Below are 21,450 nucleotides of genomic sequence, written 5' to 3' on the forward strand. Positions count from 1 at the left end.
CGCTATATGCGTTTTCTTTTGGGGAAGGCGGCCTTTTTGGTCAGATCGTTTCCTCTCTTTTTTACGGCACAAGCAACAGCTTGCCGCTCGTTTTCCGTCCTTGCAGCAGCTCGTGCACCATGGCAGCCTGTTCAAGCGGATAGACGCCGCCGATGGTCAGCTCTAAACTTCCTTCTTGCACCCAATGGAGCAGTTCGCGCAAGCTTCGCTCGTACAGCGCCCGCTTCCGCATGATCTGCGGCAAGAAAAAGCCGATGACGGACCAGTTTTTCGCCATCAGGCGAACCGGGTTCAGGCGCGTCATCTCCCCGCTTGCCGCACCGTAGACAACAAGGCGGCCGAACGGGGCAAGGCAATCAAGCGTTTGGTGGAAAATGTCGCCACCCGCCATTTCCAAAGCAACGTCAACGCCGCGCCCTTGGGTCGCCTCCATCACGGCCTTAGACCAGTCGTTTTTCGTATAATCGACCGTCACATCGGCGCCAAGACGGCGAGCGAGCGCCCGCTTCTCCTCGGTGCTCGCCGTGGCGATGACGGTTTTCGCGCCAAACCGTTTCGCCAGCTGTACAGCGAGCGTGCCGACGCCGCCGGCTGCCGCATGGATGAGCACTGTTTCCCCTTCTTCAAGGCGACCCATCGTTTTCAAAATGTGATAGGCGCTTAACCCTTGCACCGGCAGCGCTGCCGCTTGGCGGGCATCAACTCCGTCCGGCAGCGGCACGACCGCCCGCTCATCAACAACGACATACTCGGCGTAGCCGCCCGCCTCGATCAAGGCGACGACGCGCTGTCCTGGACGGATCGTCTGCACGTTGGGACCGACTTCGCGGACGACGCCCGCCACTTCGGTGCCGGGCACGAATGGAAGCGGCGTCGGTACAACATAGCGTCCTTCCCGCCTCGCTGTGTCGGCGTAATTGACGCCGATCGCCTCCGCTTCAATCAACACATGCCGTTCGGATGGCGACGGGCGCTCGATCTCTTTCACTTTGAGCACGCCCGGACCGCCGTACTCTGTAAATTGCACCATTTTCATTGCCGTTTCCCCTCCCTTGTTGCTTTCATTTGCGCCATATCGCGCATTTCCGGTCCAAACGGCCCGGGCTCGAGCTTCGGAATGACGGAAAGCGCTCCGTGCCGATTGATGTAGTCAATCTCCTTTTCAAGGCCGCACGCGGCCATCCAGCGGCCAACACGCGAGGAGGATAGCACCTCTTTCGCCTTTCCTTCGCCGCCGTATTGCCGGTAAAACAGCCAGGCGGCCATGGCGCTGTCAGAAAGCTCTGCCGCGGTGATTCCTTGCTCAATCAAGCAATGGACAAAATAGCCGGCGCCATAAAAATCTTCAAGGCAAAAGCGGCCGGATGAGCCGGAGCAAATGACAATGATCGTCTCATTCTGATGCGCCCGGCAAATATGTTCGCCAACAGCTGGGCTGTTAAGCAAACTCGCCGCATACACGGCCCGGGCTTTCATCGCCTTGCGAAGCGCCACCGTGCCGTTTGTCGTCGACAAAATGACGGTCTTCCCCGGGCAAACCGTTTGCAAAAACAGCGGCGTCGGCGGGTGGAAGCCGGTGATCGTCCTTCCTTCGCTTTCACCGGCAAGTTCATACCCCCCATCCGGCAATCGGCGCCCAACTTCTTCGGCTTCGGCCGCGCTATACACCGGAACGACCGAACGAGCGCCGGCAGCCAACGCCGCTGTAATCGATGACGTCGCGAGCAAAATATCAAACACAACGGCTACTTTGCCGTCAGCGAGCGCCGTTTCGTCAATGTCTTCCTTGCGCAGCACAACATGCACTTTCGTGATCATCCTTTTTCACCGCCCTGTCGCCAGCTGCCACGCATGCCCGATGAGCGCCTCGACAAACTGGTTGAAATGACGAAACCGCTCATCATTTGTTTGTCCGCGGCGGTAACGGTAATAAATTTGTTGGCAGATGACGGCCAATTTAAAATAAGCAAACGTTAAATAGATATGCATATCAGAAACGTCGCGCCCGCTTTTTTCCGCATACGCAGCAATAAACTGTTCGCGCGTGTAAAAGCCGGGCCGGACGGTGACCGGCGCGCGGCCGAAGCCGTGTTTGACAAGCGGCGGGTCGCCTTCTTCAATCCAATAGCTCAGCGCCACTGCCAAATCGGCAAGCGGGTCGCCAACGGTCGACATTTCCCAATCGAACAAGCCGACCATTTTCGTCACATCGTCCTTAGCAAACAAGGCGTTATTCAGCTTAAAATCGTAATGAATCACCGTCGCCTCGCGCTGTGGCGGAATATGGGAAGCAAGCCACTTCATGAGCGCCTCGGCCGCTGGAACGTCATCTGTTTTCGCCCGCTCGTAGCGTTGAATCCAACCGTGCACTTGCCGCTCCATAAACCCTTCCGGCTTAACCATCTGAACGAGACGCGTTTTCGTATAATCGATTTGGTGAATTTGTACAAGCGTCTCAACCATCGTTTCGGAAATGCCGCGACAGACGTCTTCCGTCGGGTTGACGCCTTCTGGAAAATCACTATCAATAACGATGCCGCGGCGTCGCTCCATCACAAAAAACGGGCTGCCGATCACTGATTCATCTTCACAAAAGTAGAATGGCTTCGGAGCCAACGGGAACAGCGGGTGAATTTCGGCAAGCCACGTGCTCTCCCGCTTCATATCGTGCGCTTTTGGCGGCACCGGGCCAAACGGCGGGCGGCGCAGCACCGCTTCCCACTCCCCGCAGCGAAGCAAGTACGTCAAATTCGAGCGGCCGGCGGAAAATTGCTCGATCTCGAGCTCCCCATTCGGCATATCCGGCAACACCGCCCGTAAAAACGTAGCCAGCTTTTCGGCCGGCAGTTCCTCCCCTTTGCGCACCGGAATAATGGCGCTCATCTCCCTCTCCCCCTTTGCGAACCCGCTTCGATGCACGCCGTTTCGCTTGTTTACGGAATATGCGGCGCACCCATTCCGTCAATTAAAATCGCCACCATTTGTTCAGCGACTTCCGCATCAGTCAGCTCGCCGTCCGGACGGAACCAGTGGTAGCTCCAATTGGCCGCCCCAAGCACCGTGAGCGCGGCGATCGCTGGCGACAAATCGCGGCGCAGTTCGCCGTTTTTCATTCCTTCTTCAATTAACGCCTGCAGCTGATGGCGGAACAAGTCGCGCTTTTCCTTCACCTTTTGCAAATGTTCCTCGTTCAAATGCTTCATCTCACGGAAAAACACGCGCGCTTGCCGCCCTTGCCGCTCGACATTGTGAATGAGCATATACACGATGGCGTACAGCTTTTCCCGCACTGACCGCCGCTCGTCATTCATCATGCGCGCCTGCTCGCTAAGCAGCCCCTCAATATAGCGAAGGTGAATGTCCATAAGCAGCTCTTCTTTGCTTTTGAAGTAGTAGTAAAACGTCCCTTTCGTCACTCCGAGGGCATCGACAATATCTTGAATCGACGTTTCGCTGAAGCCTTTTTGCTCAAACAGTTCAATGCTGGCAGCGATAATTTTTTCCCTCATTCTTTCCCACCTCTTGCCTTACATGTAGTCACTGCCAGCTATTGTACCATAAAACGGCCAAGTCTGCTCGGGACTTGGCCGTCAGCCGCGCCGACGTCATTGCGGGCGGGACGCCTCTTCGCGCAAGGCGCGGCGCAAAATTTTGCCGACGTTCGTTTTCGGCAGCTCAGCGCGGAATTCGACGATGCGCGGCACTTTATAGGACGCCAAGTTTTTTCGGCAGTGGGCGAGAATGTCGTCTTCGCTCGCCTGTTGTCCATCTTTTAAAACGATGACCGCCTTCACCGTTTCGCCGCGGTACGGATCCGGCACACCGATGGCCACCGCCTCTTTCACCGCCGGATGCTCGTACAGCACTTCCTCGATTTCGCGCGGATAAACGTTGTAGCCGCCAGCGATGATCATATCTTTTTTTCGGTCGACGATCGTCACATACCCTTCCTCGTCAATCGAGGCCAAATCCCCGGTGTACAACCATCCGTCGCGCAGCGTCACCGCCGTTTCCTCCGGCATGTTCCAATACCCCTTCATCACTTGCGGGCCGCGGATGATGAGCTCACCGACTTCCCCCGGCGGCAATTCTTGCGTACCCGTCGCCACATCGACGACTTTGTATTCCGTCAGCGGCATGCCGATGCCGACCGTCCCTGGCTTGCGCGCTGCAAACGGCGGATTGCAATGCGTCACCGGCGATGCTTCGGACAGTCCGTACCCCTCAAGAACAACCGCCCCGGTTTTCCCCTCGAAATCGCGCATCAGCTCAAGCGGCATTGGCGCGCTGCCGCTGTTGCACGTTTTAATGCTGTTGATGCCGTACTGCTCGACTCCCGGCGTGTTCGTAATGGCGACGTACATCGTCGGCACGCCGGGGAACACGGTCGGCTGCTTGTTGCGGATCGTCTCGAGCACTTCTTTCAGCTCAAAGCGCGGCAGCAAAATGTTTTCCGCCCCTTGGTAAATGGCTAAGTTCATTCCTGAAGTCATCGCGAAGACATGGAAGAGCGGGATCACGGTCAAATAGCGCTCTTTTCCCATTTCAAACGTTCCTTTAAAAAACTCGGCGCATTGCAAAACATTGGCAAAAATGTTGCGATGGGTGAGCATCGCCCCTTTCGAGCGCCCTGTCGTTCCGCCCGTGTATTGCAGCACAGCGACGTCATGCGCCGGCTCGATCGGCACCGGACGCACTTGCCCGCTTCCTCCGGCGAGAAACTCCTCAAACGTGACGTCTCCGGCGGCCAACGAAGCGGATGGCGGCGCCCCGAAGCTGACGGTGACCGCCCGCTTGACGGCCGTCTCCCCTCTTACCGCAACAAGGCGCGGATAAAGCGGCTCGTAAATGATGATCGTCTCAGCTCCGGAATCGTTCAGCACATACGCCAGCTCGCGCTCGACGAGCATCGGGTTCACTTGGGTGACGATGGCGCCGGCCTGCAAAATGCCGTAATAAGCAATGACGTATTGCGGGCAGTTCGGCAGCATAATCGCGACGCGGTCGCCTTTTTGCACCCCAAGCGCCTGCAGGCTCGAAGTGAAGCGGTTGACCGCGGCGGCGAGCTCGGCGTACGTGATCGTTTTGCTGTAAAACGTCAGCGCCGGCTGGCTGCCAAATTGCGCCGCCCGTTCATGGAGCACATCGCATACCGTTTTGTCCGGAATGTCAATATGAAACGACACATGTTCCGGATAAAGAGACAAAGCCCGTTTTTCGCTCATTTGCTTCTCCCCCTTACTTTCGTTAAATGCCGGTCGCATGACTGCCGCCGTCAACGACAAGAAGCGCGCCGGTGACAAACGCGGATGCCGGCGAAGCGAGGAACAAGACGGCGCCTTTTAGGTCATCTTCACCGCCAAAGCGGCCGAGCGGCGTATGTTCCAATACTTTTTGACCGACTTGCTCAAGGACAACGCGCGACATTTTCGTCGGGAAAAAACCGGGGGCAACCGCATTGACGCGAATGCCGTGTTTTCCCCATTTAGCAGCCAAATCGCGCGTAAACGTAATAACCGCCCCTTTGCTCGTGTTGTAGCCGATCGTATTTAAAATATCGGGATGCGTGCCGCCAAGGCCGGCGACGGAAGCGATATTGATGATAGCGCCGCCGGTTTGCTTGGCAATCATCACTTTGCCGGCCGCCTGGCTCATCAAAAACGTGCCGGTGACGTTGACGTTGATCACCTTTTGCCACGCTGCAAGCGGCATCTCCTCGACCGGCGCCCCCCATGTCGCCCCGCTGTTGTTCACCAAAATATCGATTCCCCCGAATTCTTTCGCCGTCGTTTCGACAACATGGTTTACGTCATCCGGATTCGTCACATCGCACGGCAAAGCAAGCGAGCGGACGCCGAGCCGTTCAATTTTTCCTTTTACTTGTTCACACGCTTCCACCTTGCGCGAGCAGACGACGACGTTCGCCCCGGCTTCAGCGAGGCCGATGGCGATCTGTTCGCCGAGGCCTCGCCCACCGCCGGTGACGATGGCTGTTTTTCCTTCAATTTTAAATAAGTCGAGCACATGCATAAGACGCCACTTCCTCCCCCATGTTATTGATACTGACGCAGTTCAAGCTTTGCCACTTGCTCTTTATGCACTTCATCGGGTCCGTCGGCCAAACGGAGCGTGCGCGAGTTCGCCCACAGGGCGGCCAGCGGGAAGTCGTTGCTCACCCCGGCGGCACCGAACGCCTGAATGGCGCGGTCGATCACTTTTAAGGCGACATTTGGAGCGACCACTTTAATCATGGCAATTTCTTTGCGCGCGACCTTGTTGCCGACCGTATCCATCATGTACGCTGCTTTCATCGTCAACAGGCGCGCCTGCTCGATTTCGATGCGCGACTGGGCGATCCACTCGCGGATCACGCCGTGCTCGGCGAGCGGCCTGCCGAACGCCACCCGCGACTGCACGCGCCGGCACATGAGCTCAAGCGCCCGCTCCGCCGCCCCAATGAGACGCATGCAATGGTGAATCCGCCCCGGGCCGAGCCGCCCTTGGGCGATGGCGAACCCTTTTCCTTCACCCCAAATGATGTTTTCTTTCGGCACCCGCACGTGGTCATATGTAATCTCCGCATGGCCGTGCGGCGCATGATCAAAGCCAAACACCGGCAGCATCCGTTCAATTTTCACCCCCGGCGTATCGAGCGGGACGATGATCATCGACTGCTGTTCATGTTTTGGTGCGTCCGGGTTCGTTTTGCCCATGACGATGGCGACTTTGCAGCGCGGGTCGCCGGCGCCGGACGACCACCATTTCCGGCCGGTAATGACATATTCATCGCCGTCGCGGATGATCGACGCCCGAATGTTCGTCGCATCGCTTGACGCCACATCCGGTTCGGTCATCGAAAAGCATGAGCGGATTTCCCCGTTTAAGAGCGGGATGAGCCATTTTTGTTTTTGTTCCTCGCTTCCGTAGCGGACGAGCACTTCCATGTTGCCGGTATCCGGCGCATTGCAGTTGAACACTTCCGGAGCGATGAGCGACCGGCCCATAATTTCGCAAAGCGGCGCGTACTCGACGTTGGTTAAGCCGGCTCCGTATTCACTGTCCGGCAAAAACAAGTTCCAAAGCCCTTCTTTTTTCGCTTTTTCCTTCAGTTCTTCGATGATCGGGGGTACGCTTGACCATCTCGACTCTTGGGCGTTCAGCTGCTCCTCGTACACTTTTTCATTCGGATAAATGTACTCCTCCATGAAAGCGCTTAATTTTTTGATCAGCTCTTGGACTTTCGGCGAATAGGAAAAGTCCATGCCATCCCCTCCCTTTATACTAACCGGTTAGTATGTGTCCCCTTATTTTTACTATACCTCTACAGAAAGAAATATTCAATATTTTTTGATAAATATGTTTAACATCAAAAAATGGGGCGAAACCGCCCCATTTTACTCCGGAATGTAGCGCTTATATAACGCCTGTGTGCCGCTGTTTTCCTCGCCGGCTTGCGCCAGTTCTTCGTACATCGATTTGGCGAGCGCTAGGCCGGGAAGCGGCAAATTCATTCGTTCCGCTTCTTCAAGCGCAATTTTCATATCCTTAATGAAATGTTTAATGTAAAACCCGGGCGCAAAATCGCCGGCGAGCATGCGCGGCGCCAAGTTGCTCAACGACCAGCTGCCTGCCGCCCCTTTAGCGATGCTCTCAAGCACGCGGAGCGGGTCGAGTCCCGCCTGCTTCGCATACGCCATCGCTTCGCAAACGCCGATCATATTCGTAGCAATGGCGATCTGGTTGCACATTTTCGTGTGCTGGCCGGCTCCGGCTTTTCCTTGCAGGACAATGTTCGTCCCAAGGCGCTCGAGAATCGGCTTGCACGCCAAAAACACCTCTTCATCGCCGCCGACCATGATCGTCAGCGTCCCTTCGCGGGCGCCGATATCCCCGCCGGACACCGGGGCATCCAACGCGTGGATGCCTTTTTGCTTTGCCGCTTCGTAAATGGCTTGCGCTAGCGTCGGCGTCGAAGTGGTCATATCGATGACATACGTTCCCGGCCGCGCCTGCTCCAAAATTCCGCCCTCGCCGAAATACACTTGCTCAACATCGTACGGGTAGCCGACCATGGTCATGACAACGTCCGCTTCCTTCGCCAAATCGGCGACCGTTTCCTTCCATACCGCCCCTTCTTCAAGCAAGTCGAGCGCCTTTTCCTTTGTCCGTGTATGAACGAGAAGCGGGTAGCCCGCTTTTAATAAATGGCGCGCCATGCTTTTCCCCATGACGCCAAGGCCGATAAACCCGATCGTTTTCATGCTGCCTCTCCCCTTCTGTCCGTTTTGTCTAAACGGCTGGCGAACATCACTGTGCCCTGCCACTCAGCGGTTCTCAAAAACGACAGAGCGCTAGATTCAAAAAAAGTTTCCCCGTGAACTACCCCCACTTAATTTTCTAGCGAAAATTTGAAGTGGGGGCTTCCAAAGAAGTTTGACTGCTTCAAGCAATCCTTATTCTTTGAGGCGTGTCCACTTCGCCGCTAGAGCATAAGACACTCAGGCGTAGTGGGTTCGTTTCGCGATATCAATACCCACGACAAGCGTTTGTTCGGTTACTTGATCAATTTTATAGTTTTGTGTACAATTCATCTGAAGTCCTCCTTGGTATGGTGAGTGATGTGGTTGATACCCCTGCATCATACCAAGAGGGCTTTTTTTGATCAAGTCCCCGGAAAAGCTCCTAACGGGAATGCTCCTTTTTGACGGTAGTTTTCCGTCAAACAGGGAAGTTCATTCGCCGCGCTGTGCCGTTTCGCTGATAAAAACGAGGAGCCCGCACGCCGCGGACTCCTTTTTTCGGTATTAACTTTCAAGCAATAAGTCTTCCGGATTTTCGATCAAGTCTTTCACCGTTTTTAAGAACCCAACCGCTTCCTTGCCGTCAATGATGCGGTGATCGTACGACAGGGCGACGTACATCATCGGACGGTTTTCAATCCGCTCCTCATCGATGGCCACCGGACGCAGTTTGATCGAATGCATCCCTAAAATGCCGACTTGCGGACCGTTTAAGAGCGGGGTCGATAAAAGCGAGCCGAATACGCCGCCGTTTGTGATCGTAAACGTGCCGCCTTGCAAATCGGCGAGCGACAGCTTGTTGCTGCGCGCTTTCGCCGCTAATTCAGCGATGTCCCGCTCAATTTCGGCGAAGTTTTTCCGGTCGCAGTCGCGCACAACCGGAACGACAAGCCCCTCATCGGTCGAAACGGCCACGCCGATGTCGTAATATTTTTTCAGCAAAATTTCATCGCCTTGAATTTCCGCGTTGACGTACGGATATTTTTTCAGCGCCGCCACGGCCGCTTTGACGAAAAACGACATAAAGCCAAGGCGGACGTCATGCTCTTCAAAAAACTTGTCTTTTTTCCGTTTGCGCAACTCCATGACCGCTGACATGTCGATTTCGTTGAACGTCGTCAGCATCGCGGTCGATTGCGAAACTTCAAGCAGCCGCTTGGCGATCGTTTGCCGGCGGCGCGACATTTTTTCACGGATGACCGGCTTGCCGCTTTCCGCTGCGGGAGTCGGCGTTGGCGCCGAAACGGGCGCCGCCGTCGGAGCCGGTTGCGGCGCCGCTTGTAGAACAGCGGCCGGCTGGGCGGCAAATGAAGCAACGTCCTGCTTGCGGACGCGCCCAAGCGGATCAACGGTCGGCACTTGCGTCAAATCGATCCCTTTTTCGCGCGCCATTTTTCGGGCGGCCGGCGAAGCGACCGGGCGTTGGCCCGGCGCTTGGGCGACAGCGACCGGCTGCGGCGCCTGTTGCTCGGCGCGGTCAGCCGGCATGACCGTTTCCGTTTCGTCAACCGGCTTTGTTGCGGCCTGCGGGGCAGCGGCTGGTGCTGCAGCCGCTCCCTCGCCGATGATGGCGATCGCTTGGCCGACGGCGACCGTGTCGCCTTCATTCGCCAGCAGCTGCTGCAAAACGCCCGACTCTTCCGCCATAATTTCGACGTTCACTTTATCCGTTTCCAATTCACAAATCGACTCGCCTTTTTCCACATAGTCGCCCGGCTTTTTCAACCATTGAGCGATGGTGCCTTCGGTGATGGACTCTGCTAGTTCCGGGACTTTGATCTCAGCCACGTTGATGCCCTCCTCAAACGTTCAATCATCGTTCATATTTCGTTAATGCACAGCGAATAATGCGCTCCTGCTCTTTCCGGTGGACGACCGGATCGCCTTCCGCCGGACTCGCCCGCCGGCGCCGCCCGATATAGCTGACATCGACGCCGTCTGGAGCAAGGGCCCGCAGGCGCGGCTCCATATACGTCCAAGCGCCCATGTTTTTCGGCTCCTCTTGCACCCAAACGAGCTCTTTTACGTTCGGGTAACGCGCGATAATCGCCTGCACCGCTTCTTCTGGGAACGGATACAGCTCTTCAACGCGCACGACATGCAGCCAGTCAAGCCCTTCCATTTTGCCGATTTGTTCCGCTAAATCAATCATCAGCTTGCCAGTGCCAAACACGATCCGCTCGACCTTGCTGGGGTCCGTCCCTAATCCCGGCTGCTCGAGCACCGGCGAGAATACGCCATGAACAAGCGCTTCGGCGTCGGATGCCGCCAGCGGATGACGGAGCAAGCTTTTCGGCGTCATTAAGACGAGCGGGCGCACTTCTTCTTTTTGCAGCAGCGCCGCTTGCCGGCGCAAAATATGGAAATATTGCGCTGCCGTCGACAAGTTGGCGACCGTCCAGTTGTTTTCCGCCGCCAGCTGCAAAAACCGCTCGACGCGGCCGCTCGAATGTTCCGGCCCTTGCCCTTCATAACCGTGCGGCAAGAGCATAACGAGCCCGGACTTTTGCCCCCATTTTGCCCGTCCCGACGAGATAAACTGGTCAAACATGACTTGCGCCATGTTGGCGAAATCGCCAAACTGCGCTTCCCAAAGCACGAGCGTTTCCGGTGCGTACACGTTGTAGCCGTATTCATAACCGAGCACAGCCGCCTCAGTCAACGGGCTGTTGTAAACGACAAACGAAGCTTTCGCGCCGCTGATATGATGAAGCGGAACGTACTCTTTGCCCGTTTTCACATCGTGCAGCACTAAATGGCGCTGGGCAAACGTGCCGCGCTGTGAATCTTGGCCGGTGAGGCGGATCGGCACGCCATCTTGCAAAATCGTCGCAAACGCCAACGTTTCCGCGTGCGCCCAGTCGATTTTGCCATTTTGCATAAATACGCCGCTGCGCCGCTTTAAAATGCGCTCAAGCTTGTTAAAGACATGGAAGTCAGCCGGGAACTCGAGCAGCTCCTCATTGATGCGGTGAAGCACGTCTTTCGCCACGCCTGTTTTCACTTCCGGAAGCCGAGCGACGACCGGTTTCGGTGGATCCATAATGAAATCGAGTTCCTCTTCACTTTTCGGCACCCGTTCATAAGCAATTTTCAACCGTTCGGCCACTTCCTGTTCCATTTCTTCGACTTCCTGCTCGGCGATGATCCCCTTTTCAATCAGCTTTTGCGCATACAGCTCGCGCACGGTCGGATGCTGGTGAATGATGCTGTACATGATCGGGTTCGTCGCCATCGGCTCATCCATTTCGTTATGGCCGAAGCGGCGATAGCCGATCAAGTCGATGACAAAATCTTTTTTAAACCGCTGGCGATACGCAAACGCCAAGCTTGCCGCCGCCAGGCAGGCCTCCGGATCGTCGGCATTGACATGCACAATCGGCACTTCAAACCCTTTCGCCATATCAGAAGCATACGTTGTCGAACGGGAATCGTAACTTTCCGTCGTAAAGCCGATCATGTTGTTGGCGATAATATGAATGGCTCCGCCGGTCGTATAGCCGCGCAGCTGGCTTAAGTTGAGCGTTTCAGCCACAATGCCTTGCCCCGGGAAAGCAGCATCGCCATGAATTAAAATGGCAAACGAAGCCTCTGTCTTTTGCTCCGGCACGCCCGGTTTGGTCCGGTCTTCTTGCGCGGCGCGCGTATAACCGAGCACGACCGGATTGACGACTTCAAGATGGCTCGGGTTGTTGGCGAGCGTAATTCGCATCGTATGGGCGCTTTGATTGCGTAGCCGGCGCGCTGCCCCCAAATGGTATTTCACGTCGCCCGTCCAGCCGTAGGTGATGGCCACCGCTCCTTCAGACGGAATAAAGTTTTTGCTCTCCGCATGCTGAAACTCGGCGAAAATCATTTCATACGGCTTGCCAAGCACATGCGCAAGCACGTTCAGCCGGCCGCGGTGCGCCATGCCGATGTTGACGGCGTCAATCTCCTGTTCGATCGCCTGGCGAACAAGCTCATCAAGGAGCGGCACCATGGCGTCAAGTCCCTCAATCGAAAAGCGCTTTTGCCCGACATACGTCCGGTGGATGAATTTTTCAAACCCCTCCACTTCCGTCAGGCGGCGCAACAAGGCGACCCGCTCTTTGTTCGCCAAGCTCGGATAGTACGCTCCGGACTCGATTTGCTGGATGAGCCAGTTCCTTTCCTCTAGATTATGTACTTGCGAGAATTCAAAGGCGATTTTATCTGTATAGATTTTGCGCAAGTGCATGATGGCATCCCAGCCGTTTTTGACATGCGCCGGGGCATGCGGACAAAGAAATGCGACCGGAATGCGCTTTAAATCTTCCTCCGTCAAATCATACTCATCAAGTTCGAGGCGGCGCAGCTTTTTCTCCTCTTTCACAATCGGGTTCGTATCGGCGGCCAGATGGCCATAATGGCGAATGCTGTCCGCCAATTTGACGGCGGCGACAAGCTTGCTGAACACGGTCGGTGTTTCCGGCAGCCGGAACGTTTGATGCGTCTGCGCCGCTTCGTGATCCGCAGGAGAAACCGGCTCCTCGACGACCGGCGCCCCCCATTGTTCAAACAATTGTTTTAGTTCCGGATCGACGCTGTCCGGGTCATCGAGATACTGTTCGTACATTTCGATGACATAGCCGAGGTTCGGCCCGTAAAACTGGCTCCACGGTTGAGCGTAGTTCGTCTGTTTTGCCATCGTGAAAAAACCTCCAACTAGTTTTCGTGTCCCTCGGGTCAGCCGGCGGCGGTGATTAAGACGCCGCGCCCCCATTTGGCTACCATTATTCCCGAATGAACAACAAAATAACTGTATAAACGTTTTCACTGTTTATTTTAGCACTATTAGCCGCTAAAATCGACGCAGAAACTTAAAAAAATTCAACTCATTATCATTGTATGAATAGTGTGAATAGAAAAAATAATAATGTCCGTTTGAGAGGCAGCCGGCTAAACGGCGGTCACCGCACGTCCGCAGCCTGGCTGCGCCAATGAAAAAACGCAGCCGGACAAAGGCTGCGCTTTTTTATGAGAGCTTGAATTTTTCCACAAGCTGCTTCAACTGCCGACTCATCTCGCTTAACGTTTCGGCTGATTCGGTCACTGTCGCAAGCGCCTGCAGCTGGTCATCAGCCGAAGCGGCCACTTCTTCTGCCGCTGCCGCCGATTGCTGGGCAATGGCAGCAATGTTTTGCATCGCGCCAATCACATCGTCTTTGCTTCCGTTCATCCGCTTCGCTTCTTCCATCACAGCGGTGAGCGCAGCGGTTAATTGTTCCATCATGCCGGTGATTTTCATGAACGAATCGCCGGTCGTATGCACCGCTTCCCGCTGTTCGTTGTACGCTTGCTTGGAGCGGCCGACGGCCTCGATCGCCAATCCGGCTTGCTGCTGAATGGCCGCAATGGTCGCACGGATCATTTCGGTCGCTTTGGCTGACTGTTCCGCCAGCTTGCGCACCTCGTCGGCGACAACGGCAAACCCTTTGCCATGCTCGCCGGCGCGCGCTGCCTCAATGCTCGCGTTTAACGCAAGCAAGTTCGTCTGTCCGGAAATGGCGGTAATCGTTTGAATGACTCCATCAATTTCATCCATTTTTTTGACCAGATCGCTAATGACGTTTTCTACCGCGGACAGCTCGTGTTTCGCTTCCTCCGATTTTTGCTGCAAAACATTTAAATGTTCTAGGCCGTCGTAGCTGGCCGTTTTCGTGTCGTTCGACAGCGATCCCATGCCGGCTGTCGCACTTGTGACCGCTTCAATTTGCTGTGACAATGCCGACGTCTGCTCATTGATCGTATCAAGACTTCCGGCTTGATCGGTCGTCCCTTTCGCAATTTCACCGATCGCTTTCGCCACTTGTTCGCTTGTTGCCATCGTTTCTTCCGAGACGGCACTTAAATGGTCGGCTGAAGCCGCCAACTCGTTCACCGATCGGTTCACTTCACCGATCAGCGCGCGCATATGCCCGATCATGTCGTTGAAATGGCGGGCGAGGCGTCCGATCTCATCTTTTGCCGCTACACGCGCCTGCACCGTTAAATCACCGGCTGCCGCCTTTTCGACTTGCTCTTGCAGAACAATAATCGGTTTCGTAATCGAGCGCGCCAAAAAGTAAATGACAACAAGCGCCACAATGAGCGCGATCACCGTAATGACGAGCATGTTCATCCCAAGCGAGCGGCTCATCGCCGATAAATCTGCTTCCTTATAGACAGCGCCTATTTTCCAGCCAAGTTCCGGAACCGTCGTAAAATACATGACCAGCTGTTCACCGTCTTGCTCGTATTGCCGCATTCCTTTTTCATGTTCGAGCATATAGCGAACCGCCGCGTTTTGTGCCATGTTTTTTCCTTTATATTGCGGGTGGACGACCGCCGTTCCTTTTGCATCAAACAACACCGGATAGCCGTGATAGCCAACGTCGCTCGCATTGACAATTCTCGTCACTGCATCAAGCGTCATGTCAATGCCGATCACGGCCAAGATGCGGCCGTTTTCGCTCACTGCCTTGGCCAATGTCACAACATGTTTGCCTGTAATCGCATCGACATACGGTTCTGTCCACACGACTTCGTCCGGCTTCTCCATCGCTTTTTTATACCATGGGCGGCTCGTCGGATCATATCCATCCGGAAGTTCCGTCGTCGGCGTAATGTGCATCTTCTTCCGCTCCGTGCCAATATAGATGAACTGCACATTTTCATGAACGCGCAAAAACGTGCGGAACTGCTTTTCCAGCTGCGGCCATGCTTTTTCGTCTTGAATCATTTGCATCGCCGACGGTGATTCGCTGAACTGCATTAGGCTGTTCTCCTCGCTTTGAAAGCTGTCGCGGATATCGCCAAGCAGCCCGTCGAGCGCCGCCTGCGCCCGCTGTTTGACATCAGCGTCAACGAGCTGCCGCATTTGCACAACACCGACGAGCTGCGTTGCCGCCAACGATAGAATCAATAATAAGGCCATCAAGACAATCAACTTGCTGCGCAATGTCCGGAACACTCGCTATTTCTCCCCTCTGTTTCCGATTTTTGTCGAACCATGTTCCATTATAAAAGGACGATAGTCCCGCGTCTATAGGATTAGCTTCTTATTCATACATAGCGGGCGGCGGCGGGCGGAACAATAAAAACAGGCAGGTGAATAGCGATGGGTGCCATTGAACATGAAGGCTATCGATTCGAAATCGAATACAGCGTCCTGTTGCAAAAAGGAGCACTGCACGTCTACCGTGACGGTGAATTGATCGAGGAAATTGTCTTTCCGTTTCACGGCCAAAAGCCGGACGAACGGCAGATCGAAGCGTTGGTCAGCGAATACGTTGAACAACACGCCCACAGCCGCTAACAGCGGCTGTTTTCTTTTCGGCGAAAATCCCGCCGGCAAGCGGTGAGTTTCATCCCCGGGTCGAGGGCAAACCGTTGCCCATGGATGTTTTCTTGGCGTTTTTTCTAGGTTTCGGTTATGATGAAGGTAAAACGAACGAAAGGGGGATCGGCGTGTACAAAAAACGGCTATACGTCTTTGACGGCGATACGCCGCGGCAAGCCGTCATCCGCAATTATACGAAAAACGATTTTTCCGCCCTCATCCGCGTGCAGCAGGAAAGCTTTCCGCCTCCGTTTCCGTCCGACCTGTGGTGGAACGAGGCGCAGCTTGAAAACCATGTCACCTTGTTTCCCGAAGGGGCGCTATGCGCCGAAGTCGATGGGCGCATTGTCGGATCCATGACCGGGCTCATCGTCGACTTTGACCCGAACCATGCCGACCATACGTGGGAAGAAATAACCGACGGCGGTTATATTCGCAACCATCGCTCGGACGGCAACACGCTTTATGTCGTCGACATTTGCGTTTCCCCGCCGTACCGGAAGCTCGGCCTTGGCAAGTGGCTCATGCAATCGATGTATGAAGTCGTCGTTCATCTCGGGCTCGACCGGCTGCTTGGGGGCGGACGGATGCCTGGTTATCACCGCTATGCGAACGAACTGTCCCCGGAAGAGTACATCCGCAAAGTGACGGCCGGTGAGTTGAAAGATCCGGTTATTACGTTTTTGCTTCGCTGCGGGCGCACACCGCTTGCCGTTGTCCGCAATTATTTAGAAGACGAAGAATCACTCAACCATGCAGTGTTAATGGAATGGCGCAACCCGTTTAAGCAAATATAAGGAAAAATTTTCAATCCTGAAAAGAAAGGAATCGCCGGCGGCAGCCGCGAATAAGAAAAGGAGAACATAGACGGAAAGGAATCGCTATCGATGAGACCGATTTCCTACAGCGATCCGCTCGCTCCTTTACTCATTCGCAATGAACTGTTTTCCTTGCTGCCGGCGCACACCCGCCATCTGACCGTTGTTTGCATCGGCAGCAACCGCATTAACGGCGATAGCTTAGGTCCGTTTGTCGGCACGCTGCTTGAGAATGTGTATCCGGATCATCTAACCGTCATCGGCACGCTGCAAGAGCCCGTCGATGCCACCAATCTCCGCTTCGTGCATGAGCGGCTGAACGAACGCGGCTCCTACGTGCTGGCGATCGACAGCATCGTCGGTCCGCGCCCGTTTGTCCATACGATCGCCATTCGCCCCGGCGCGCTCGCTCCCGGCACGGCGCTTGGCAAATCGCTCCCCCGTATCGGCGATGTAAGCATTATGGGCGTGATGATGGAAGAAACAGCTGATATGAGCACGCTGCCGTATACGAATTTGCACATTGTTTATCAAATGGCGAAAGTCATCGCCTTAGGCCTCTCGTTAACGGTCCGGCAACGGTATGGCTACGAATCGTCCGCCCCGCTTTTGGCGTAAATAGAAAAGGCGCAGCGAACACGAATGTCGCCGCGCCTTTATTTAGGCGATATGGAACGTTTGTTTGATAAACGCCACAACTTCCTCCGCCGTGCCGAGCGACAGCACCGTCTCTTTGATGCCGGCCGCCTCTTCTTTCGACAGCTGTTTCAACTGGGCGCGCGCCGGCAAAATCGAAGTGGCGCTCATGCTGAACTCATCAAGCCCTAAAGCAAGCAAAATCGGAATCGCAATCGGGTCGCCGGCCATTTCCCCGCACATGCCAACCCACTTCCCTTCGCGGTGGGCAGCGTCGATGACGTGGCTGATGAGCCGTAAAATCGCCGGATTGTACGGTTGATATAAATATGAAACGCGCTCATTCATCCGGTCGGCGGCCATCGTATATTGGATTAAGTCGTTCGTGCCGATGCTGAAAAAGTCGACTTCTTTCGCGAACTGATCGGCCATCACCGCCGCCGCCGGGATCTCCACCATCATGCCGACTTCAATGTCCTCGGCGACCGGCGCACCTTGGCGGAGGAGCGCCTCTTTTTCTTCAAGCAATATCGCTTTCGCTTGACGGAATTCCTCAAGCGTGGCAATCATCGGAAACATGATCTTCAAATTGCCGTGTACGCTCGCCCGCAGCAAAGCGCGCAGCTGGGTGCGGAACATGTCTTGCATTTCTAGGCAAAGGCGAATCGCCCGGAACCCTAAAAACGGGTTCATTTCTTTTGGCAAGTTTAAATACGGGAGCTCTTTATCGCCGCCAATGTCAAGCGTGCGGACGACAACCGGCTTGCCATTCATTTGTTCAAGCACCGTTTTGTAGGCGGCAACCTGCTCTTCCTCCGTCGGCAGCTCCGAGCGGCCCATATATAAAAACTCCGTCCGATACAAGCCGATGCCTTCCGCTCCGTTAGCAAGCGCCCCTTTTACATCGTCCGGCGTGCCGATGTTGGCCGCCAGCTCGACGTGTACGCCGTCGGCCGTCACCGTCGGCTCATGGACGAGTTTCGCCCATTCCGCTTTTTGCGCTTCATAGCGGGCTCGTTTTTCTTCATAATGGGCGAGCCGCTCCGGCGACGGATTGACAACAACTTGTCCATCAAGCCCATCGATGACGACGATGTCGCCGTTTTTCACTTCCGCCGTCACCGCCTTCGTGCCGACGACGGCCGGGATTTCGAGCGAGCGGGCCATAATGGCCGAATGCGATGTCCGTCCGCCGATGTCGGTCGCAAACCCCTTGACATATTGCCGGTCGAGCTGCGCCGTATCGGACGGCGTCAAATCTTCGGCGATAATGACGACTTCTTCCGAAATCAAACTCGGGTTTGAAATCGTGACGCCAAGCAAGTGGGCAAGGACGCGCTTCGTGACATCGCGGATGTCGGCAGCCCGCTCCTTCATGTATTCATTGTCCATTCCTTCGAACATGGAAATGAAAAACGATGCCGTTTCGTCAAGCGCATACTCGGCATTCACTTGCTCTGTTTGAATTTTTTCTTTAATCGGGTTCAAGAGTTCCGGATCATCAAGCACAAGCAAATGGGCAGCAAAAATGGCAGCTTTGTCTTCGCCGAGCTTCTCTAACGCGTGCTGTTTAATCGCCTCGAGCTCTTCTTTCGCCTTGGCGACCGCCGCCTCGAGCCGCGCCACTTCCGCCTCAGCGTCGGTGACCGATCGTTTTTCAGCCGCCAAATGAGGGGCTTCTAAGCGGTATGCCTTGGCAATGGCAATACCGCTTGATGCAGCAATCCCATGAATGGTTTTTTCCATTACTCAGCAAGGCCTTCTTTCGCCAACGTGTCCGTTAACGCTGCCATCGCCTCTGCTGCATCGGCCCCTTCTGCCGTAATTTTAATCGTTGCCCCTTTCGGAATGCCTAACGACATGACGCCCATGATCGATTTCAAGTTGACGGTTTTCCCGTTGTATTCGAGCTGGATTTCGCTGTTAAATTTGCTCGCGGTTTGCACTAAAATCGTCGCCGGACGGGCATGGATGCCAGAGTCTGAAGTCACTTTAAACGTTTTTTCCATCGTTCATCAATCCCCTTCTTCATCATTTTTCTTTGCCATCATACCAAATGCATGGGCGAGGGAGCAACGGAAAACGCTTGTCCCTCCCTCGCATCAATGATGGACAGGCCGTTCAGCCGATTTCAACGACACCGTCTTCGCCTTGAGCAACCGCACCTTGCTTTTTGACGCGCACCACTTCACCGGCTTGCAAGTTCGTGAAAATGATCGGTGTAACAATGGACGGCGCGTTATTTTTCACATAGTCGAGATCGACGCGCAAAATCGGCTGCCCTTTTTTCACTTCGTCGCCTTCCTTGACGAGCGCTTCAAATCCTTCGCCGTTCAGTTTCACTGTATCAATGCCGAAGTGGATTAACACCTCATGCCCCCCGACCGACTCGATGCCAATAGCATGCTTTGTCGGGAATACGTTGATGATTTTCCCATCGACCGGGGAGACGACCGTGCCATCCGTCGGCATGACCGCGAAGCCGTCGCCCATCATTTTTTGTGAAAATACTTGATCCGGCACGTCGGCGAGCGACACGATTTCCCCGGCGAGCGGCGAAGCGATTGCTTCCGCCCGCGCTGCAGCCGGCGCCGCTTCCTTCGGCTCTTCTTTCGTTTTTACCGGTGCTTTTCCTTGCATAATATCGTGAATTTGTCCCTTTAAGATGTCCGACTTCGGACCGAAAATCGCTTGCACGTTGTTGCCGACTTCGAGCACACCGGCAGCGCCGAGCTCTTTCAGCCGGTCTTTATCGACTTGGCCGATGTCGCGGACCGACACGCGCAAGCGCGTAATGCACGCATCCAAATGTTCGATATTTTCCTTTCCGCCAAGAGCGGCCAGCACTTCATACGGCAAATCGCCGGCCGCCGCTTCCGCTTTTGGCGCTTCGTCGCCCGTTTTTTCACGGCCTGGCGTCGCCAAGTTCCATTTGCGAATCGCAAAGCGGAACCCGAAGTAATAAATGACAGCAAACGCCAATCCGACCGGAATGACAAGCCACCACGCCGTCCGGTTCGGCAGGACACCGAACAGCAGGAAGTCAATGACCCCGCCGGAGAACGTCATCCCGATTTTGACGTTCAACATGTGCATGATCATAAACGATAGCCCGGCAAAGACGCAATGAACGGCAAACAAAGCCGGAGCGACGAACAAAAACGAAAACTCGATCGGTTCCGTAATCCCGGTTAAAAACGACGTCAGCGCCGCTGAGCCCATGATGCCGGCGACAACTTTTTTGTTTTCCGGACGCGCTTCATGATAAATCGCGAGCGCTGCTGCCGGAAGACCGAACATCATAAACGGGAACTTCCCGGTCATAAACGTGCCGGCTGTCAGCTCCACACCGTCTTTTAGCTGTTCGAAAAAGATTTTTTGGTCGCCGCGCACAATTTGGCCGGCCTTATTGACATATTCACCAAACTCATACCAAAACGGTGAATAAAAAATATGGTGGAGGCCAAACGGGATCAATGCCCGTTCGATCACACCGAAAATGAACGCTGCAACCGTTCTGTTCGCATCAATCATGTTGTGCGAAAACGCATTTAACCCGTGCTGGATCGGCGGCCAGACAAACGTCATAACAATGCCAAGCACAACAGCAGTAGCCGCTGTCACGATCGGCACGAACCGCTTGCCGGCGAAAAAGCCGAGATATTGCGGCAGTTCAATATTAAAATATTTGTTGTACATATACGCGGCCAAAATCCCGACGATAATCCCGCCGAACACGCCCGTTTGCAGCGTCGGAATGCCGAGAATGTTGGCGTAGGACGGGTCAGATCCGACCATATCGGCGGTTACGCCTAAAACGACGCCCATCGTGACGTTCATAATTAAGTAGCCGATGATTGCCGCCAAGCCTGCGACCCCTTCACCGCCGGCAAGACCGATCGCCACACCGACGGCAAACAGGAGCGACAAATTAGCAAAAACAATGCCGCCCGCCTGTTCCATGACGTTTGCGATCAGCACGATCCAGTCGGCTTTTAACGCCGGAATTTTGTCGGTGAGCGCCGGGTTTTTCAATGCGTTGCCGAACGCCAGCAAAATCCCTGCCGCCGGCAAAATCGCCACCGGGAGCATGAGCGCTTTCCCGACTCGTTGCAACGTGCCAAACGCTCGTTTCATCCTCACGACCTCCTTTAAGTTTCCTTTTCTTAAGTTTTGCAGCAAACGGCGGATTCATGTACTGAAAAATGGACGGGCAATCATTTTTTAGACAAACCGAGGGCAATAAAAAAGACACGAATAAAGAGAGACAAAAGAACGCTTACAACGGCCCGAATGCAAACATTCGGTCGTTGCCGCCCTGTTTTGTCCTCTTTACTCATGCCTGATCGAATCA

Annotated in this window: 17 protein-coding genes; 3 read left to right on the forward strand and 14 right to left on the reverse strand. The window is 54.9% G+C overall.

Features of this window, described 5'->3' with window-relative positions; genetic code table 11:
• Positions 1–61: 61 nt before the first annotated feature.
• The 11 genes from B9L21_RS11230 to B9L21_RS11280 form a co-directional block, all read right to left on the reverse strand.
• On the reverse strand, positions 62–1,036 hold the full coding sequence (locus B9L21_RS11230; protein WP_063166449.1) for a quinone oxidoreductase family protein: 975 nt from the start codon (positions 1,034–1,036) through the stop codon (positions 62–64).
• Complete coding sequence (locus B9L21_RS11235) at positions 1,033–1,815, reverse strand: 2-phosphosulfolactate phosphatase (RefSeq protein ID WP_172796403.1); 783 nt, start codon at positions 1,813–1,815, stop codon at positions 1,033–1,035. Before B9L21_RS11235 ends, B9L21_RS11230 begins: the two co-directional genes overlap by 4 nt.
• A 9-nt stretch (positions 1,816–1,824) precedes the next feature.
• A complete protein-coding gene (locus B9L21_RS11240) occupies positions 1,825–2,883 on the reverse strand; it encodes a phosphotransferase family protein (RefSeq protein ID WP_063166451.1) in 1,059 nt (352 codons plus the stop codon).
• Between the two features lie 50 nt (positions 2,884–2,933).
• Complete coding sequence (locus B9L21_RS11245; protein ID WP_063166452.1) at positions 2,934–3,509, reverse strand: TetR/AcrR family transcriptional regulator; 576 nt, start codon at positions 3,507–3,509, stop codon at positions 2,934–2,936.
• A 96-nt stretch (positions 3,510–3,605) separates the two neighbouring features.
• Positions 3,606–5,225 (reverse strand): long-chain-fatty-acid--CoA ligase, encoded by a 1,620-nt coding sequence (locus B9L21_RS11250; protein ID WP_063166453.1) that lies wholly within the window; start codon positions 5,223–5,225, stop codon positions 3,606–3,608.
• Between the two features lie 22 nt (positions 5,226–5,247).
• Positions 5,248–6,030: an SDR family oxidoreductase gene (locus tag B9L21_RS11255; RefSeq protein ID WP_063166454.1), complete on the reverse strand. Its 783-nt coding sequence runs from the start codon at positions 6,028–6,030 to the stop codon at positions 5,248–5,250.
• A gap of 23 nt (positions 6,031–6,053) precedes the next feature.
• Positions 6,054–7,262 (reverse strand): acyl-CoA dehydrogenase, encoded by a 1,209-nt coding sequence (locus B9L21_RS11260; RefSeq protein ID WP_063166455.1) that lies wholly within the window; start codon positions 7,260–7,262, stop codon positions 6,054–6,056.
• A gap of 132 nt (positions 7,263–7,394) precedes the next feature.
• On the reverse strand, positions 7,395–8,261 hold the full coding sequence (locus B9L21_RS11265) for an NAD(P)-dependent oxidoreductase (protein WP_063166456.1): 867 nt from the start codon (positions 8,259–8,261) through the stop codon (positions 7,395–7,397).
• Between the two features lie 543 nt (positions 8,262–8,804).
• Positions 8,805–10,088, reverse strand: coding sequence for a 2-oxoglutarate dehydrogenase complex dihydrolipoyllysine-residue succinyltransferase (gene odhB / locus B9L21_RS11270; protein ID WP_063166460.1), 1,284 nt, complete (start codon positions 10,086–10,088; stop codon positions 8,805–8,807).
• Between the two features lie 25 nt (positions 10,089–10,113).
• Positions 10,114–12,969, reverse strand: coding sequence for a 2-oxoglutarate dehydrogenase E1 component (locus B9L21_RS11275; protein ID WP_063166461.1), 2,856 nt, complete (start codon positions 12,967–12,969; stop codon positions 10,114–10,116).
• A 327-nt stretch (positions 12,970–13,296) separates the two neighbouring features.
• Positions 13,297–15,273 (reverse strand): methyl-accepting chemotaxis protein, encoded by a 1,977-nt coding sequence (locus B9L21_RS11280; protein ID WP_063166462.1) that lies wholly within the window; start codon positions 15,271–15,273, stop codon positions 13,297–13,299.
• A gap of 147 nt (positions 15,274–15,420) precedes the next feature.
• Between B9L21_RS11280 and B9L21_RS11285 the strand changes: the two genes are divergently transcribed.
• The 3 genes from B9L21_RS11285 (at position 15,421) to yyaC (ending at position 17,078) form a co-directional block, all read left to right on the forward strand.
• Entirely contained in the window at positions 15,421–15,618 is a 198-nt protein-coding gene (locus B9L21_RS11285) for a YbxH family protein (RefSeq protein WP_063166463.1), read from the forward strand.
• 152 nt (positions 15,619–15,770) lie between these two features.
• Entirely contained in the window at positions 15,771–16,439 is a 669-nt protein-coding gene (locus tag B9L21_RS11290) for a GNAT family N-acetyltransferase (protein WP_063166464.1), read from the forward strand.
• Between the two features lie 90 nt (positions 16,440–16,529).
• Positions 16,530–17,078 (forward strand): spore protease YyaC, encoded by a 549-nt coding sequence (yyaC, locus tag B9L21_RS11295; protein WP_063166465.1) that lies wholly within the window; start codon positions 16,530–16,532, stop codon positions 17,076–17,078.
• 42 nt (positions 17,079–17,120) lie between these two features.
• On the opposite strand, the gene ptsP is transcribed toward yyaC, so the two are convergent.
• From ptsP to ptsG, 3 genes are all read right to left on the reverse strand, one after another.
• A complete protein-coding gene (gene ptsP, locus B9L21_RS11300) occupies positions 17,121–18,842 on the reverse strand; it encodes a phosphoenolpyruvate--protein phosphotransferase (RefSeq protein WP_063166466.1) in 1,722 nt (573 codons plus the stop codon).
• Complete coding sequence (locus B9L21_RS11305) at positions 18,842–19,105, reverse strand: phosphocarrier protein HPr (protein ID WP_063166467.1); 264 nt, start codon at positions 19,103–19,105, stop codon at positions 18,842–18,844. Before B9L21_RS11305 ends, ptsP begins: the two co-directional genes overlap by 1 nt.
• A gap of 112 nt (positions 19,106–19,217) precedes the next feature.
• Entirely contained in the window at positions 19,218–21,233 is a 2,016-nt protein-coding gene (ptsG, locus tag B9L21_RS11310; RefSeq protein ID WP_063166468.1) for a glucose-specific PTS transporter subunit IIBC, read from the reverse strand.
• Positions 21,234–21,450 lie beyond the last annotated feature (217 nt).

Source organism: Geobacillus uzenensis, from assembly GCF_002217665.1.
Lineage (GTDB): Bacteria > Bacillota > Bacilli > Bacillales > Anoxybacillaceae > Geobacillus > Geobacillus subterraneus.